Consider the following 15,468-nt stretch of genomic DNA (forward strand, 5'->3'; position numbering starts at 1 on the left):
CAGCGTGAAGTTAAGCGGATGCACCCAACTGCGGAACCTTTCGGTCCGCAACCTGGCGATAATATTCCTCCCGCAACGACGTCCAGACATACTGCTGATCAAAATTGGCAACCACATAACTTCGGGCCGCGGCCGCAAAGGACTGTCGCAGCGCAACATCCTGCATCAGCGTGTTCATGGCCGCATGCAGTGCGTCGGCATCCTTGGGCTTTACAATCAGGCCTGTTACCCCCCGGTGGATGATCTCGTTACAGCCGTTGATATCCGAAACAACACATGGCACCTCCAGGCAGCACGCCTGCATTACCACGTTGGGAAAACCTTCACGGTAACTGGGGAACACAAACACATCGGAAGCCATAATCCAGGGCTTTACATCGCGCTGAAAGCCGGCCAGAATAACGCGGGGGTCTTGTTGCAGAAAAGCATAGTCTTCGGGTGTCAGCGGGTCGAGATCCTGTTCAAACGCGCCGATCAGCAGTAAAAATAGCCTCCCCGAAGACGCCTCCGACAACCGCCGGAAAGCCCGGATCAGTTCACCAATACCTTTATCCTTTACAATCCGTCCTACAAAGGAAAATACCACGTCGCCCGGTTGAATACCATACCGTTGCCGGATGGCGGCGGCCTCTTCTTCTAACACCGGTGTACGTTTAAAAAGAGAAGTATCGATACCGTTAGTGCTACCGCGGCCAATGATCGTGAGCTTGCGCGGCGACACGCGCAGCGTCTGCACTATAAATTCTTTCAACCCTTCGGCATTGGGATATACCCGGTGGGCACACAGGTACGTAATCTTCTCTACGGCTTCCAGCAGCCGGCGTGTTGCGCCGCGGGTTTCCATCAGGGGTAAACCCGCCACGGTATGCATGCGCACTGGCACGCGGCAATACCAGGCGGCCAACATACCCAGCAGGCCCGCCTTGGGTGTGTGGGTATGGACAATATGCGGACGCACCTGCTGTATAATGCGAATGATTTTCCAGAGACACACCAGGTCTTGCAGGGGAGTGATCTTGCGTGTCATCGGCACCACGTGGTGTTGAGCACCCTCCGCCAGCACGTCGTCCGTTTCTTTGCCCGGCGCGCTCATGGTGTGCACTTCAAAGCCCTGTGCCAGCATATACCGGAACTGGCCTCGCAGCAATACATGTAACGATAAGGGAACGGTAGTAATTCTAAGCAACCTGGTCTTTTCCATGCATCTGGTAAATATAGTCTGCCGTCTCCCCCATCGTCAGACTGCTCATCTGATAAAGCTTACGGCAATAGTCGAAGTGTTGCAGAATCTTTTCCAATCCTTTCATGCTCTGCTCGGGATAGCTGCCGAAATTGTGCGGATGCCACCACAGGTGGTATACTTCCTGGTTTCTGGCCGCGCGTTCCATCTCCTGGCAGATACGATTGATCTTCATATCGTTCAGAAAATATTCTCCCGGGCTGTATGGCCGCAATAGTCGACTGGCCGGCAGGCAAAGTGGCATACCGGGTTGAATAACGATGCTATCGAGCGTATAGGTATTCTTTTTCCCGAGCGGTATATAGGCATCGGCACCGCGGTTGAGCCGTTTCCAGCGAGACTCGTTTCGGGTGCTGCGAATGTTCCAGAACCAGTCGCGCGGGTTGTCGCGCACCGACGTAAAGCCCTCCTCGTAACACACCCGCAGGTAGTCTTCGTTAAACTGGTTGCGCGGAAACACCAGCGACGTCAGGCGCTTGCCGTGCAGGGCCGCAGTTTGCTGGGCTGCCCGCAGATCGCCGCGGAACTGGTCCACGGTTTGCCCGGGTTCGTTACAATAGTAATGCGAAAAGGTATGCGACCCGAGTTCCTGGTTCGGCGTATGCAGTATTTCTTTCACCAGCGACGCCGCGAAGTGAAATGGGTCGGTCGGCTCATCTTCACCGATGCCGGTATTCTCCATGTATTGATACGCCGACAACGCTTGTTGCGCATATCCTGGCCGCTCCGTCGGGTAAAGGCGTTCCGCCTCGCGCCGGGTGTTATGCATCAGGATTCCGACAGTAGCCCAGGTTACATGTACATCGTGTTGCTTAAATGCCCGCAACATGTTGGGAATGGTTTTGCGGGTATTCAGGAAATACTGACGGTATTGTTGCAGCGGCCACTTCTCAAAGCCGCCCCAGTGAAGCTCAAAGTCCAGGGATATCGTAAAAATTCCGTTCATGCAGCAGGGGTTGTTGATGGGGATGGAGGTTGGGGCCTTCGCACGGGGGTACGCCGTCGTACGGCGGCAAATACCTTTCGTTTCTCCGCTTCCATGTATGACAGCACGACAAATAGCAACAGAATCATAACCTGGCTTTTTTGCCGCATGGCTAATCCCAGGTTACCGGCAATCTGCGCCAGGGCGACCGAAACGGTCAGGAAGCTAAAGAAGGCGCTCTTAGCCAGAAAGTCACCGGTAAATAAGAACTTGATACCGCGCAGGCTTGTCAGAATCTTCAGCGTGACGGCTACATAAAAAACATTTTCGAACGATACAATGATACCGAGCACACCGGGCGCATCAACAAACAACGGGCGGTATAAGAATGTAAACACCTGCATCGGTAAACTATACTGTGTAATATCCACTCCGGACGAAGCCTTGGTAAGCTCCTTTGCCCGCCGGGACATATCAAGCCCCTGTGATATAAACTGTTCCTCGTCAATGCCGACCATGGAGAGAACATCGCGATAGATAAAAAAGAATGCCACCGAGGCGCCCAGCAAAAACAACACGCGCCAGGCAACGCTCACCCCGCGGGAAGAGAATATAAATCCGGCCGCCGACGACACCAGCAGTACCAGCATGATGTGCGGGCGTACGTGGTAAATGATCAACCCGCCAATGGCTACTGCCAAAAGACGCTTGCGCACATTGCTGATACCAAAAAAGTATAATCCAAGGCCCAGGAAAATGATCGAGCCTTTTCCAAAAGACGACGACCAGAAGTGCAGGTTAGGTAAAAAGAATGTGAGCGTGAGCAGGTCATAGCCCATGAACTGGTGCTTAAACCGGATGTTCTCCCGGAAGAAGATATAAAAATACAGGAAGCCCAGAAACCCCAGGAAGGAGAACAACGCCATCATGGCCTCGTACGAAAATCCCAGGTACCGAATAAAGGGATAGCCAACGAACTCAATAAAGGTTGTGCTGGTGCCATAAAACGCGCCCCACGTATCGCCGCGGAATCCGCTCTCTACCTTGTGATAATACGCACGGGAGTCCGACGGGTTAAAGGCTACATAGCCCAGGTACGCAAACGAAAGGAGGATGTGCCACCAGTACATATTGCGCATAAGCGGCGCATCCATCACAGGATGCCGACGCTTCAGGCGGCCGATGACTGCGAACGAGATCAATCCCGTCAGAACCAGTACTAATAATCCTCCTAACATGCTTTAGAATAATTCAAGGTCTCCCAATGACGGACTCCAGGCGCGAAACGCTGCCAAGTCCGCTAATTTTTCTTCCGATGCCACGGCGCGAATGGTGACACCAGGACCGATGCGCAGGCCCCGGAAGTTAAGCAATCCACTGCCTTTATACCACGGATTGCAACCCGACACCGTAATATAGTCAGCCTTCTGACGCCGCGCTTCTGCCCTCACCCATGCGGCCAGCGCACGTTTGGAAACATCGGCGTGTACAAACATGTCAGCCACACGAAACTCCACGCCCATGCCCGAAGGTTTGAGGCGGTAAAACATCAGCGCCGCTAATTGCTCGCCACGCATCATGCCATGCGCACCGTACTGTACCACCGGCACGTGGTAGTACCGCCACAAAAGCGATTCGCGCGTATGCGGGGTATACCAGGTCTGCCCGCGTTGCTGACGGCTACTTTCCAACACCGCCGCCACGCCTGGATGCTCCAGCCAATTTGCCACACCTGCGCTGTCGGGTGCCCGCCGCGCCGCAATGCCCGGTACACGGTCGTCGTTTACATACTCGGCCGCGCGGCGCCGTTTCAATCTGGCCAGGACCATCGACACCGGCCGCAGCAGTTCAATGTGTATCGGCAATTTGCCAGCTTCGCGCCAGCCCATCTTCAAATAACCAGGTTTGCTGTTCTGGTTGGGTGTGTTAAAAACGACGTGTGTGCCGTGCTGCAGGCAATACTCCAACAGTGACAGTGTGAGCTTTTTAAAGATTCCTTTGCCCTGGTAATCCGGATGCGTGGCGGTGTCGACCGCGCGCACAGCCTGTAACACCTGGCCGTCGGCGCGTTGCCATCTCCAAGGCATAAAGGCGCGTACGCCTACCAACTCATCACCGTCAAACGTCACCAGCACAGGCGACACGCCAAAGGGATTTTCCACGTGCTTCCAGCGCCAGTATAGTTCTGACTTGGGTAACAAGCTTTCGCCCAGGCTTTTCTTGAGCAATTCTACAATGCCGGGAATGTCTCGTTCCTGTGCGATCCGGATGTCCATAGTATTGATTGACCTGTAAAATTCGCCATTTCTTATTTCATGCGCGAGCTTTTTTGCCGCCGTTGTTCGTAAATCTGCTCCAATCCCTGCACCATCGTTTCCATGCTGAAGCGCTCTTGCACCCGTACGCGTGCCTGTGCTCCCAATGCCTTGCGTCTTGGCTCGTCTTGCAACACGCCTGCCGCCAACGCCACCAGTTTCTCTGGCTCGTCCACGCTGCAGAGCAGCCCGTCAATGTCCGGACGAACAACCTCCTTGATGCCGCCGGCGTCGGTAGTCACCACCGGACAGCCTGAAGACATAGCCTCCAACAGCGCAATGGGCAAGCCTTCAAAGATCGAGCTCATCATATACAAACTGAACGTGGCAAAGTACGGCCGCACTTCGGTTTGTAAGCCGGCAAAGTGTACACGTTCTTTTAAACCAAGCTCGGCATGGCGGGTGTATAGCGGCTCGCGCAGTGGACCGTCCCCCACGATGATGAAATGAGCCGCCGGTACCTGCTTCAATATTTCTTTCGCGGTCTCCATCCACAGATCGAGGCGCTTTTGAAAACGAAACACTGCCACGGTGCCGATCACCGGAGCATCGGCGGGAATACCAAAGGCCTTGCGCACGGCATCACTGCCGCCATAGCCTGGGGCAAAACGCTCGGTGTTGACACCGTTCAGAATCGTCTGCAACGGAGCCTTCAATGTGGGCTTATACTTACGAATGGATTGTTCTACGTCTTCCGACACGGCCACGACTGCCGTGAGCCAATTCATGGTGGCCAGGTTCAGCAAGCGCGTCGCGAAGTGATACCGTTCCTGTTTGTTGTGTTCGGTGTAGATCACGGGCACACCCGTCATCTTGCCTACGATGCGCGCCAGTACGCCCGCCCACGGTAAGTGCGCGTGAATCAATTGAATATCATGCTTCCGCACATAGTTTGCCACGGCTTTCGCCCGCAGCAAGAGCTTGATGTTATTGCCCGCGTCAAAGCACGTGACAATACCGCCATGCTCGCGGATCGCTCCCACCATCTGGTCCTTCCAGGGCAGGAAATATATATAATGAAATTCATACCGGGCGTGGTCGTGCAGCCGCAATGTCTCGGGCAAGAGCATCTCGGCGCCACCGCGTCCCAGGGATTTAATGATGTGCAGTATCTTGATCTTCGGTTCCATAACGTTCTTTAGTTCCGGGTCACGACGCGTTGATAAGCATCGGCAAACCGCTGTGCGATCTGACGGTTGAGGTACGCACGCTCTACTTCCGCGCGCGCATCACGCCGTATCTGCAGCGAAGCTTCGGAAATAGTCAGTGCTTCGCGCGCCGCTGTGGTAAAGGCCGCTTCGTCGTCTTTGGCAATCAGCCAACCGGTCTTTCCAGGCATCACCACTTCGCTGATTCCACCTACGTCGGACGCCACGACCGGCAGGTCGTAATAAAAGGCTTCCAGGATCACCCCGGGCAGTCCCTCGATCTTACTCGGCATGGCAAACGCACGGGCATGCCGCATCAGCGCCAGCACATCCTTGCGATACCCCAACAGATATACATGCTGCTGCAGTCCCAGTGCACGAATCTGCTGCTCCAGGTCCGACCGCAGACGGCCGTCGCCCACAATCAGCGTACACACCGGTATGCCCGTATCCACCAGGGTTTTGGTTATGCGTACCAGGGCGGCCTGGTTCTTTTCCGGCACCAGGCTGCCGACGTTCAAGAGCACCGGTGTATTAAAATAGGCAGCACAGTCAGGCGGTAACGGCAAGTCGTGTGCGGTCTCTTCAATACCGATCGGCACCGTCGTCGTACGGGCAGCATCCACACCATACGTGCGCACAAAATCCTGGCGGCACAGTTCGCTGACAGAAATGACGTGGTCCACGCGGCGTGCAAAAAATCGGTTCAGCCACAACTTGGGTTTCGTGTCGATAAAGTCACTCACCTTGTTGGCATTGCGGAACACCAGCCGGCTCTTCCAGCCAAACAAAAGGCGCGAGAACACCGCGAACTTCAGCGTGTCACCCGCATTGGCTTGTACAATGTCGGGTTGGAATTCACGAATGTAGTCAGCCAGCTGTCGCCAGCCGGCAATGTCAAAAAAGCGTTTGCTCAGCGGGCGGTCAAACCGTACGACCGTGCCGGGAAAGGGCAGTTTGGCCTCGCCTGGCAGCAGGCACACCATCCGCACCTCGTGACCGGCTTCGGCCAGGTGCGCGGACAGTTGGCTCGCAAAAATCTCCGCGCCGCGCAGTTGAGGCTTTTGTATCAGTTGCAGGATTTTCATGCCTTCTGTATGGCGTTTAAAATTTCAACAGCACGTTGTTCCCATGTGTAATGATCGGTAAACTCGCGGAGCGCCTGTGCCCCGAGCTTCTGCCGCAGCCCCGCGTCGTGCTGCAGGCGCGCAATGGCCGCCTGCCATTCGGCCAGCGACGCCGGATCACACAGCAGCGCCGTCTCTTCGTGTTGTACTACTTCGCGGATCACCGCCAGCGACGAGGTAATGATGGGTTTGCCCGCAGACATATATTCAAACAGCTTGAGCGGCGACATCCACAACGCCAGGTTGTTGGCACCGCGCTTCTCACTGACAATAACCTGATCGGTATACGGTGCAATCAGCACATCAAACGAGCGGATAAAACCAGGCAAAGCCTGTTGCGTCTGAAAGCCGTGAAACGTAAGGTTCGGCAACGCCCCCACGCGATCGTGAATCGCCTGGATCTGTTGTTTGCTGCCGCCGACCACGTGGAAATGTACTGCCGTCGATGCCTGTGCCAGGGGCACGAGAATCTCCATGCCTTTGCCGGGATATAAACTGCCCACATAGCCCACGCTGAAGCCTGCATCTTGTAACGCCGGCGCCCCCGCCGGAAACGGGTCTGCGCCGTCATGCGCCACGTGTATGGCCGATGCCGGCAACCCGAAGTTATCCTGGTAATAACGCTTGAGCGCGGCCGAGATCACCACCAGCTTTTGCAGCTTCCGGTGACGTACAATAAAAGCAAACATCCGGCGCAGCCGTGTGCCTTTGCCTTCGAAGGGCTCATGCACCTCAAATACCACGGGCAGGTTGTACAATAACCGGAAGAACGCCGCCGTGATAGACCGCGTGTAGACAAGGTCTGCGTTCAGTCCGAGCACGCGCCACGCCATGCTGAGGTTATACCAGGCGCCCGAACCCTTAAAAGGTTTGCGCGGCTGGATCGTCAAATCAAAATTGCGCTGCACCGCGTAGAACGCATGTATATCCTGCACATTCTGAAAACAAGCGGTTGTATTCTTGCCGATTAACGTCACCTGGTGGCCGGCCACGGCAAAGGCCTGGCACATCTTCATGACGTGCACACTGTTCGGACTGGAGGACGGAATAGCCGAGTCGGAGATATAGACAATCTTCATAAGTGGCTTATTGAGTATCTAAAATCCCTCGCAATGTCGTATCCATCTGCACATTCTTGCCGGCGTGCCGTGCCAGGCGCTTCTTAAAGGCCTCATACTCCAAATCCGGATTGTGCAGTCCCACTCCTTGCATAAAGTCACGCGCCTGCGTGGCTTGCTTCATGTCGTCGCGGTAGCCGTCACCATACGCCGTCTTAAAGAACGTAAAGCCCGTGATGTATAGCTCCGAAAAATCGGACTCCAGCAGCGTACACAGCGCCGAGTAGCCCGTCGTCGGACGGTAGCTTCCTAGCGATTGGTTAATGTCGTTGTATAGCTTGCGCGACAACACATACGTGGGCTGCGCGGTTAAATACTTCTTGTAAAAGTTAAAGGTATTGCGAAGACCCGACCATTCGTTGCGCGGGTTGATAACATACTGCACGCCCTGCCGGCGGTACATATCAAAGTCCAGCGGACCACCGCCACTGTGCATGTTCTCAAGAAAACAGTGAAATAGAATATCGGTGCGGGTACCGATGTCTGCGCTACTCTTGCCCGCCTCGATCGTCAACGCCGATTTATTCACGCGTACGACCAGGTCGAAGCCATCGATATAGGCCCCCTTGCCGGTATTAAAGGCTGACGTAGCGGGTCCGACCACGGCAATACGTTTCCCTTTGAATTTCTCCATCGGAAATACATGAATGTTGGTCGTCGCCAGCAACAGGCCACGGCAAGCATGAATCAGTTTTTTCATAACGCTTTTTCGTGGGTTAATCATGAAACACCTCGGCAAATTTTTCCATAAATACCGCCGCTCCCTTTTTATTCAGGTGATCCTGGTCCACGTACCAGCTTTCGTTTTGCAGCTCCGGTGTAAAGTCGCGTACCGTTAGCCCGTTGACTTTTGCCAGCGAGTCGACAACCATTGTCAGGTACGCACTCTCCGGGCGGTTGCGCACGAGCGAATCGTAATAGGGATGCACCGGGTAACGCACCGGTATAATATCATACCCACCCTGCCGGGCCCGGGTAATCAATGCCTGATATTCGCGCAGCAGCTTGCGGCTGACCGTGCTGTCGGGAAACTGTGCCGCCGCCCGCGAGCGAGCGCGCCCCTTGCTGAATGTATTTTTTTCCGGATCCGCCGGCTTTTTGCCAATCTGTAGCACATAGCGCTTGGTATCAAAACCCGTATTCGCATCGAAGAACAACGGCAGCCAATATACCACGTGTTTGTTCAGGTATGGATTATTGATCGTTTTGTTGACGGTGTTGTTCTGCTTTTCCTCCCGGTATACCGACACCAGATGCGGCTCGAACGGAAGCACTACCGCTTTCTTACCTTCAAACCGGTTATGTTGAATGGCATACTCCAATTTCATCATCATGTCGGTCACGTTGTCGGAACCCTGCGCGAAGTTATAGCGGAGGGAATCGGTGTTGCCGGCCCATGACCGGTTGGCATGTGAATCGCCCAGGACTAACAACCGGAACCGCTCGGGGCAGTCCAGGTATTTCTTTTCATACGAACGCAGGTTGCCCCCGATCACCCCGACATATAGCAGGTTAACCACCAGCAGCACCCCGAGGCCCAAAAGAATGTGGCGCAGGAATTTGTTCATATCCTAGAACTGGAAATAGATGAATTCAATATTATTTTCTTGTCCCTTGCCAAAGAGCAACAGGATGATCGTCAGCACCAGCACATACGGCAAGGCCGGTATGAACGCATGAGGTCTCCGCTCATCACGCCGCGACAGCCAGTCCAGGACCAGCAGCAAGGCCACCAGCAGCAAGGAGTCCGCATACTTCGGCATGGTCAGCAAATGGTGGCCAATGCCCTGTATGTAGTGAAAAGCATCCCGCACGGTGTCGGCTCGGAAGAAGATCCAACCGATGGTGACCAGCACAAAGGTGAGCACCATCTGGAACGTTTCGCGCACAGAAGGGAACCAGCTATTGGCTGCCACAATCTCCCCCGTATGCTTGCGGTTGGTGTTGACCATAAACAAAGGCACGTACAGCAACGCATGGTATCCGCCCCACAGGATGTAAGTCCACTTGGCGCCATGCCAGAACCCACTCAGCAGAAAGATCACAAAGATGTTGCGTAGCGCTTGCGCTTTGCCGCCGGCAGAACCGCCTAACGGAATGTATACATAGTCGCGGAACCACGACGATAGCGAAATGTGCCACCGACGCCAGAACTCGGCAATGTCGCGCGAGAAGTACGGGAATTTGAAGTTGGTCAGCAGCTCGAAGCCCAGCAGTTTGGCAGTACCCAAGGCGATGTCGGTATAGCCACTGAAGTCGCCGTAAATCTGGAAGGCAAAAAAAACAGCCCCCAACACCAACGTAGAGCCAGACTCATGGGAGTAGTTGCTGAAAATGTCATTGACGATCACCGCCAGGTTATCGGCAATCACAACTTTCTTAAAGAGGCCCCATACAATCAGACGCAAGCCGTCCATGGCCTGCTCATAGCGAAACACGCGGGGCTTCGCCACCTGTGGTAATAAGTGATTCGCCCGTTCGATCGGACCGGCCACCAGCAACGGGAAGAAACACACAAATACCGCATAGTCGACAAAGTTCTTAAACGGCGTCACCTTGCCGTTATAGATGTCCAGCACGTATGACATGCCATGGAACGTATAGAATGAAATGCCGACGGGCAGCAGGATGTTGAGCACATACGGATGTGTTTCCAGTCCGAAGCCCGCCAGGAATTCCTGAAACGTTTCGGCAAAGAAATTATAGTACTTGAAGAATGCGAGAATGCCGAGGTTGTTAACGATGCTGAGCCAGAGGTAAAGCTTCTTCTTTGCCTGTGTGGTGGATTGGTGAATGATCAGACCAAAGAAATAGTCGATGAGTGTAGACAGCATCAGCAAAAACACAAACCGCCAATCCCACCAACCATAGAACAGATAGCTGGCCAGCAGGATAAGGACATTTTGTAAGCGCATGCTGCGTCCTACCACAAACCAGTAGGCGAAGAAAAACGTGACAAAGAAGATGAGAAAAATAACGGAATTAAAAAGCATCAGCGCAGAGGTTGTTAGGAGACTGTAGAGAACGACTGGACATAGTGAAAACCGTTATGATCAAATTCGGGGTTGTTATAACCAATAAAGTCGATCCCGTTGGCCACCGCCGCCTGGTGATCGTTGATAGAATCTCCTATCAGCACCGTTTTCGCGGGGTCGTATTGGTGTTTGGCCAGCACTTCTGCCACCAGCTGGTTTTTGGGTGTCGGTGAGCCGTGAATCGATACAAAATAATGATCGAGCTTTAGGCTCCGGCAAATCATGTTAAGCTCGACACCATCCGATCCCGACACGATGTGCATCGGCACGTCCTGGTACTTGCGGCGAACAAAGTCCAACGAGTCCCGAATCAATAGTTGCTCGTTCAGCAGCAACCGTTTCATCACCGTCGAAAACTCGGCAGCCATGGCTTGCACCTGTTCTTCGGTAATCGATTCTTTGCGAATCACTTCGAAAAAGTAGCGGAACTTGACATACCGCGACAAACCGCCGTTGATGCGGTGGTAAACCATCAGCTGGTCAACCTGCTCTTTGGGATACTGCGCCAGCACATGTTTGAAGCCTTCGTCGCGCACCGGCATGGAGTCCATCAGCACACCGTCGAAGTCCCACAACAGGCACTTATACGTTGAAAAGTTTATCATAGATCGCTTCAGCTATCAGAAAATCATCTTCCCAATCAATGTCAAAAGATTTGATCTTGTCCTGTTCGTACAGGTAGGGCTTCGCGCCTACGCGGTTACTCTCGTTGCGGTAGATTTCCCGCGATGTGATAAACATGGCGTGGTTCACCTCGTACAGCACCGGCAGGTCTTGCGTGCGCGGCCAACGGTTGGCCCCCGCGTCGTAGTTCGAGACGTTTCCCTGCGCATCGAGCAGAAAGTTCTGCAACGGCATGACGCTGATGAGCGAGTCATAGCCCGCCTTCAGCTTCTCGAAATATAGCCCGATGCCGCGGTCGTATTCGGCGGCGTCTACGAACGGCGTTGTGGTATGGCCCCAGATGATGTGTGACTCGGAGATGATCTCCGGCACGTATTTGATCAGGTCTGTCAGCACCGTGGTATCCAGGCAAAGGTGATCCGGGCGCTGAATCACTTGAATCTTCTCCCCTTGCGGATCCAGTTTGCGTGCTATTTCCATCGACAGCTCGTCGTTGGTGGAAAGTACCACGCGGCTGATGGCGCGCGAGCGCTGGAGCTGACGCAGCTTTACTTCCAGAATGCCGCCTTCTACACCGGCAAACACGCGGGTGTTCTTCGACTTGACCCGTTGACTTCCCTTCCGCGTAGGAAGAAAAAAACAAATATCCTGACTCATACCAGCGATGCGTAGACAGAAGTGACCGGAAGACTTTTATAGTTGGTCGGTGTGAGCGAGCTCAGCTCATTACCGGTAAATTCGCGGAACGCCCGGAACAGGTATTCGTTCTCATCCGCCAGGGTTTTCTCCAGTTGTGAAATAGTCTTCTCCTGGTAGCCGTCGTAGCCCACCAGCAATAGCTGTATCGCGCCAAGCTGATGCGCCGTTTGCAGCGCCAGCGCGGTGTGCGAATCGGTCAGCGTGGTCGTGAAATCAATATGGGGCAGCTCAAAGCTCTTGTCCTGGATGGCGTCTGGTATATACGTTCCCATCTTGCGCGGGAACGGCGGCAGCACACACTGGCCTTTGAAGTTGCTCAGGCTCAGGAATACGTTTTCCAGCCGGTGGCCTTCGTTGCCCACCAGACAGAAGTATTGATCGATGGCCAGGTGGTCGTAGTCCGCTGCGTTTTTCGAACTGGCGTGGATCAGACACGTGTCGGCTTCCTTGCCCTGGATGTATTCGCGAATGGCCTGACGGTGTAGGCGTGCATTCGGTCCGCCACCGATGATGATGGCGCGTTTATACTTTTTAGCAGGTTGAAATACGGGCAGTTTCTGGTTGTCCTGTACCTTTTCTTTCTGATTATTCAACGCACGGATAATGCTGTTGAAGGAATAGAACCGGCGGGTCACCCACTCCATCACATCCTTCTGCGGCAGCGAGTTTGCGCCCGATACCATATAGGGCAGGTTTGTGCCCCAGCCATGGTGTTGCTGTAGTTTCTCAAAAGCATCCACCACCGTGCTCAACGCATTGAAGTCTACCTTCAGGTTGTCTCGCGCGTTCAGCGCCGTCAACAACAATTCGGTCTTGAGGTTGCCTGCGCCACGGCCCATACCGGTTACGGTAGCGTCGATCATCGACACACCGTTCTCCACCGCCGTCAGCGAGTTGATCAGCGCCAGCTCCAGGTTGTTGTGACCGTGGAAGCCCAGCTTCACCGAGGTGCGTTGCTTGACGATGTCGATGGTTTCTTTTACGTCTTGCGGATATACACCACCGTACGAATCCACCATATAGAAATAATCGGCCACGGCATCCACATATTTAATCTCGTCGAGGAACGATTTGTATTGTTTCCATTTCGACATATACATGATATTGAAACCTACTTCAAAGCCCAGTTTCTTGATGGCCTCCGCCAGCTTCAGCGCGCGCGGCAGTTGCTCGGGGTCGAGCGCAATACGCACCATGGTGATGATGCCCACGCAAGGCTTCAGCAACGCCGGTACGTGCTCAGGGCGTACATCTTTTTCGTTCAGGATAATGACCAGCTTGGTCTTCGACGTCTCCCTGGCGTTCTCCAGTACATATTGCGGGCAGTAGAAGTACTCGCCCAGGTATTCCTTCATGGGGTTACTGCGGTAGCCGATCTCCAGGTAATCTACCGGCAGGTTGTTGAAGGATTGGAAATAGGTCTTCACAAGCTCCGGGCTGAAGTCCCATTCGGTATAATAGCCTCCGTCGCGGAGTGTGCAATCGAGTATTTTCATAGCGTCTTCCCTGTATTCGTCTTAAAATATATGTTAATGTCGCCGGCGGCCGAGGCCTCCCGGGCGAATAAGAGCTTATAAGCATTGATGGCTTCCCGCACGGGGGCCGATTGCCACCACGCGTCGATCCGGTCCAGGTTGGTATTGATAAAATCGGCGGCGCTAAGGTAAGAAAAGTGCACCACCCCGACAGCAGCCAGCTGATCATAAACCGGCCGGGCAATATCAGAAAATGCGGGTGTTTTGTTCTCCTCAAACACGATAACCGGCGTGTCCGTCAGGATACATTCCGGAAAAGCCGTTGAAAAGAAGTAGTCAATCACCGCCATACGAGCCGTTTTGAGCTTGTCAACCAGCTTTCCTTCCATGTAATCCACCCGAATGCCGGGGTAGCGGTAGCGCCAGACCGATACATTGTCTTTCTTCGTAAACCGGGTCGTAAGCAACCGCAGCACAATGTGTTGCCGCAGCGGCTCGTTCAGGCGCAGGTAAAACTGCTCTTGCACCCGATCATAATCGAAGAATAACAAGTATTCCCACCCCGAGTTGCCAATGGAACCGCGGGTAAGCCACAACAGGTCCTTGAACTGGCCCTCTGTCGGCGCTGGCCGCTTTTGCAAGGAGCCCAGCTTGACGGCGTGGTATGGCAATTGGTTTTCCTGTTTGCGCCAGCCCCACGTCAGAAAGAGGTCAGCCACCCGCGCTTCGCTGCGCTCCCAAATGGCCATTTTAGATTCTCCGTACACCGAGCCGTGCTGCACCACGCACAGCTTCACGCCTTCCCGCATCATCTCGCGCACAAAAAAGCGCTCGTGTGTGTAGAAAAAGCGATCCGCTACGACATAGGCCGGCAGCGTAACGCTGCGTTTGTAGCGTGCCATCTGCTGGTTGGCCACGCGCAGGTAATACCGCATGCCCTCCACATACGTGCGGGGCAAACAGGCCGCCAGCGTGGCGGCAAAGGCCTGCACCAGGGTGTCGTCACCTGGCCGCTGTAATGCCTGCCTGAGGGTACCACGTAATGCCGTATCGGTGCGGAACAGAAAGATGCCGTTGAACAACGGCACCGCCATGCGGCCCATCTCCACGTGTGCAACCGAACCGTGCAGCCCTCCTTTGATGAATTGAACAGCATGAGAAGACGCACCTTCTTGTACACGTGAAAAGCGCGCTTTCAAGGCTGCATACGAATAGAGCAGCTGCGATGTCCGTTCGTCTTTGTGAATCTTCTGGCGCGAATGGTTGCTGGCATCAACAAAGTCCTGATGCCGCAGGCGCCGGGTCGCGATGCCGCGCGCTTCCAGAATCGTGGTAAAAATCTGCAGTGAAAAGAAGTCGCTGTTCTTCAGCGCGTCCGTCATCTGGTTATCGCTGTTGGGCGCCAGGAAGTCCTCCTCCGCCAGTGTGATAAACTCTACTTGTTGCAGATCTGCCTGCTGCAGGAAGTAATAGCTCCCCAGGAACTGCCGCACCAGGAACGTGAGCGACCGGTATACGAGGAACTCCGCTTCGCGCGCCGTGACGTGCAGATCTAACGTTGTCGTGTAAAACGCTGTCAGCCGCGGGATCATTTCATCCAACAGCAGATCGGCTTTTTCAACCAGCGCCAGAAAATCCTGTTTGGTGTGCTCGCCCAGCGCCAGTCGTTGGGCCGCATCCGCCTCACCCGCCAGGTCCAGAAACGGTGTGGACGGTATATGCAGCGGCGAAGATTTAGTTAAATGGAGAGTCTTGGCCATAC

Annotated in this window: 14 protein-coding genes; all 14 read right to left on the reverse strand. The window is 54.3% G+C overall.

Annotated elements, in window-relative coordinates; all coding sequences use genetic code 11:
• Nucleotides 1-10 precede the first annotated feature (10 nt).
• From K7P01_RS29850 to K7P01_RS29915, 14 genes are read right to left on the reverse strand one after another with little or no spacing between them, the layout of a single operon-like run.
• On the reverse strand, nt 11-1,201 hold the full coding sequence (locus K7P01_RS29850) for a glycosyltransferase family 4 protein (protein ID WP_267298263.1): 1,191 nt from the start codon (nt 1,199-1,201) through the stop codon (nt 11-13).
• Complete coding sequence (locus tag K7P01_RS29855) at nt 1,179-2,186, reverse strand: polysaccharide deacetylase family protein (protein WP_267298264.1); 1,008 nt, start codon at nt 2,184-2,186, stop codon at nt 1,179-1,181. The genes K7P01_RS29850 and K7P01_RS29855 overlap by 23 nt, the downstream gene beginning before the upstream one ends.
• Nucleotides 2,183-3,403 carry a hypothetical protein gene (locus K7P01_RS29860; protein ID WP_267298265.1) on the reverse strand — a complete coding sequence of 407 codons (1,221 nt, stop codon included), beginning with the start codon at nt 3,401-3,403 and terminating at the stop codon, nt 2,183-2,185. The genes K7P01_RS29855 and K7P01_RS29860 overlap by 4 nt, the downstream gene beginning before the upstream one ends.
• 3 nt (nt 3,404-3,406) lie before the next feature.
• A complete protein-coding gene (locus K7P01_RS29865; RefSeq protein ID WP_267298266.1) occupies nt 3,407-4,441 on the reverse strand; it encodes a GNAT family N-acetyltransferase in 1,035 nt (344 codons plus the stop codon).
• A 32-nt stretch (nt 4,442-4,473) separates the two neighbouring features.
• A complete protein-coding gene (locus K7P01_RS29870) occupies nt 4,474-5,610 on the reverse strand; it encodes a glycosyltransferase (RefSeq protein ID WP_267298267.1) in 1,137 nt (378 codons plus the stop codon).
• An 8-nt stretch (nt 5,611-5,618) separates the two neighbouring features.
• Nucleotides 5,619-6,716: a glycosyltransferase gene (locus tag K7P01_RS29875; protein WP_267298268.1), complete on the reverse strand. Its 1,098-nt coding sequence runs from the start codon at nt 6,714-6,716 to the stop codon at nt 5,619-5,621.
• Nucleotides 6,713-7,834: a glycosyltransferase family 4 protein gene (locus K7P01_RS29880; protein ID WP_267298269.1), complete on the reverse strand. Its 1,122-nt coding sequence runs from the start codon at nt 7,832-7,834 to the stop codon at nt 6,713-6,715. Before K7P01_RS29880 ends, K7P01_RS29875 begins: the two co-directional genes overlap by 4 nt.
• Nucleotides 7,835-7,841: 7 nt before the next feature.
• On the reverse strand, nt 7,842-8,573 hold the full coding sequence (locus K7P01_RS29885) for a glycosyltransferase family 29 protein (RefSeq protein ID WP_267298270.1): 732 nt from the start codon (nt 8,571-8,573) through the stop codon (nt 7,842-7,844).
• A gap of 16 nt (nt 8,574-8,589) precedes the next feature.
• Nucleotides 8,590-9,441 (reverse strand): hypothetical protein, encoded by an 852-nt coding sequence (locus tag K7P01_RS29890; protein ID WP_267298271.1) that lies wholly within the window; start codon nt 9,439-9,441, stop codon nt 8,590-8,592.
• A 3-nt stretch (nt 9,442-9,444) separates the two neighbouring features.
• Nucleotides 9,445-10,866 (reverse strand): MBOAT family O-acyltransferase, encoded by a 1,422-nt coding sequence (locus tag K7P01_RS29895; RefSeq protein WP_267298272.1) that lies wholly within the window; start codon nt 10,864-10,866, stop codon nt 9,445-9,447.
• A 14-nt stretch (nt 10,867-10,880) separates the two neighbouring features.
• Entirely contained in the window at nt 10,881-11,513 is a 633-nt protein-coding gene (locus tag K7P01_RS29900) for an HAD family hydrolase (protein ID WP_267298273.1), read from the reverse strand.
• Nucleotides 11,491-12,189 carry an acylneuraminate cytidylyltransferase family protein gene (locus K7P01_RS29905; protein WP_267298274.1) on the reverse strand — a complete coding sequence of 233 codons (699 nt, stop codon included), beginning with the start codon at nt 12,187-12,189 and terminating at the stop codon, nt 11,491-11,493. Before K7P01_RS29905 ends, K7P01_RS29900 begins: the two co-directional genes overlap by 23 nt.
• Entirely contained in the window at nt 12,186-13,727 is a 1,542-nt protein-coding gene (locus tag K7P01_RS29910) for an aldolase catalytic domain-containing protein (RefSeq protein ID WP_267298275.1), read from the reverse strand. The genes K7P01_RS29905 and K7P01_RS29910 overlap by 4 nt, the downstream gene beginning before the upstream one ends.
• Nucleotides 13,724-15,466 (reverse strand): hypothetical protein, encoded by a 1,743-nt coding sequence (locus K7P01_RS29915; protein ID WP_267298276.1) that lies wholly within the window; start codon nt 15,464-15,466, stop codon nt 13,724-13,726. The genes K7P01_RS29910 and K7P01_RS29915 overlap by 4 nt, the downstream gene beginning before the upstream one ends.
• Nucleotides 15,467-15,468 lie beyond the last annotated feature (2 nt).

Origin of the sequence: Parachryseolinea silvisoli (assembly GCF_021190955.1) — a bacterium.
Classification (GTDB): Bacteria; Bacteroidota; Bacteroidia; order Cytophagales; family Cyclobacteriaceae; genus Ohtaekwangia; species Ohtaekwangia silvisoli.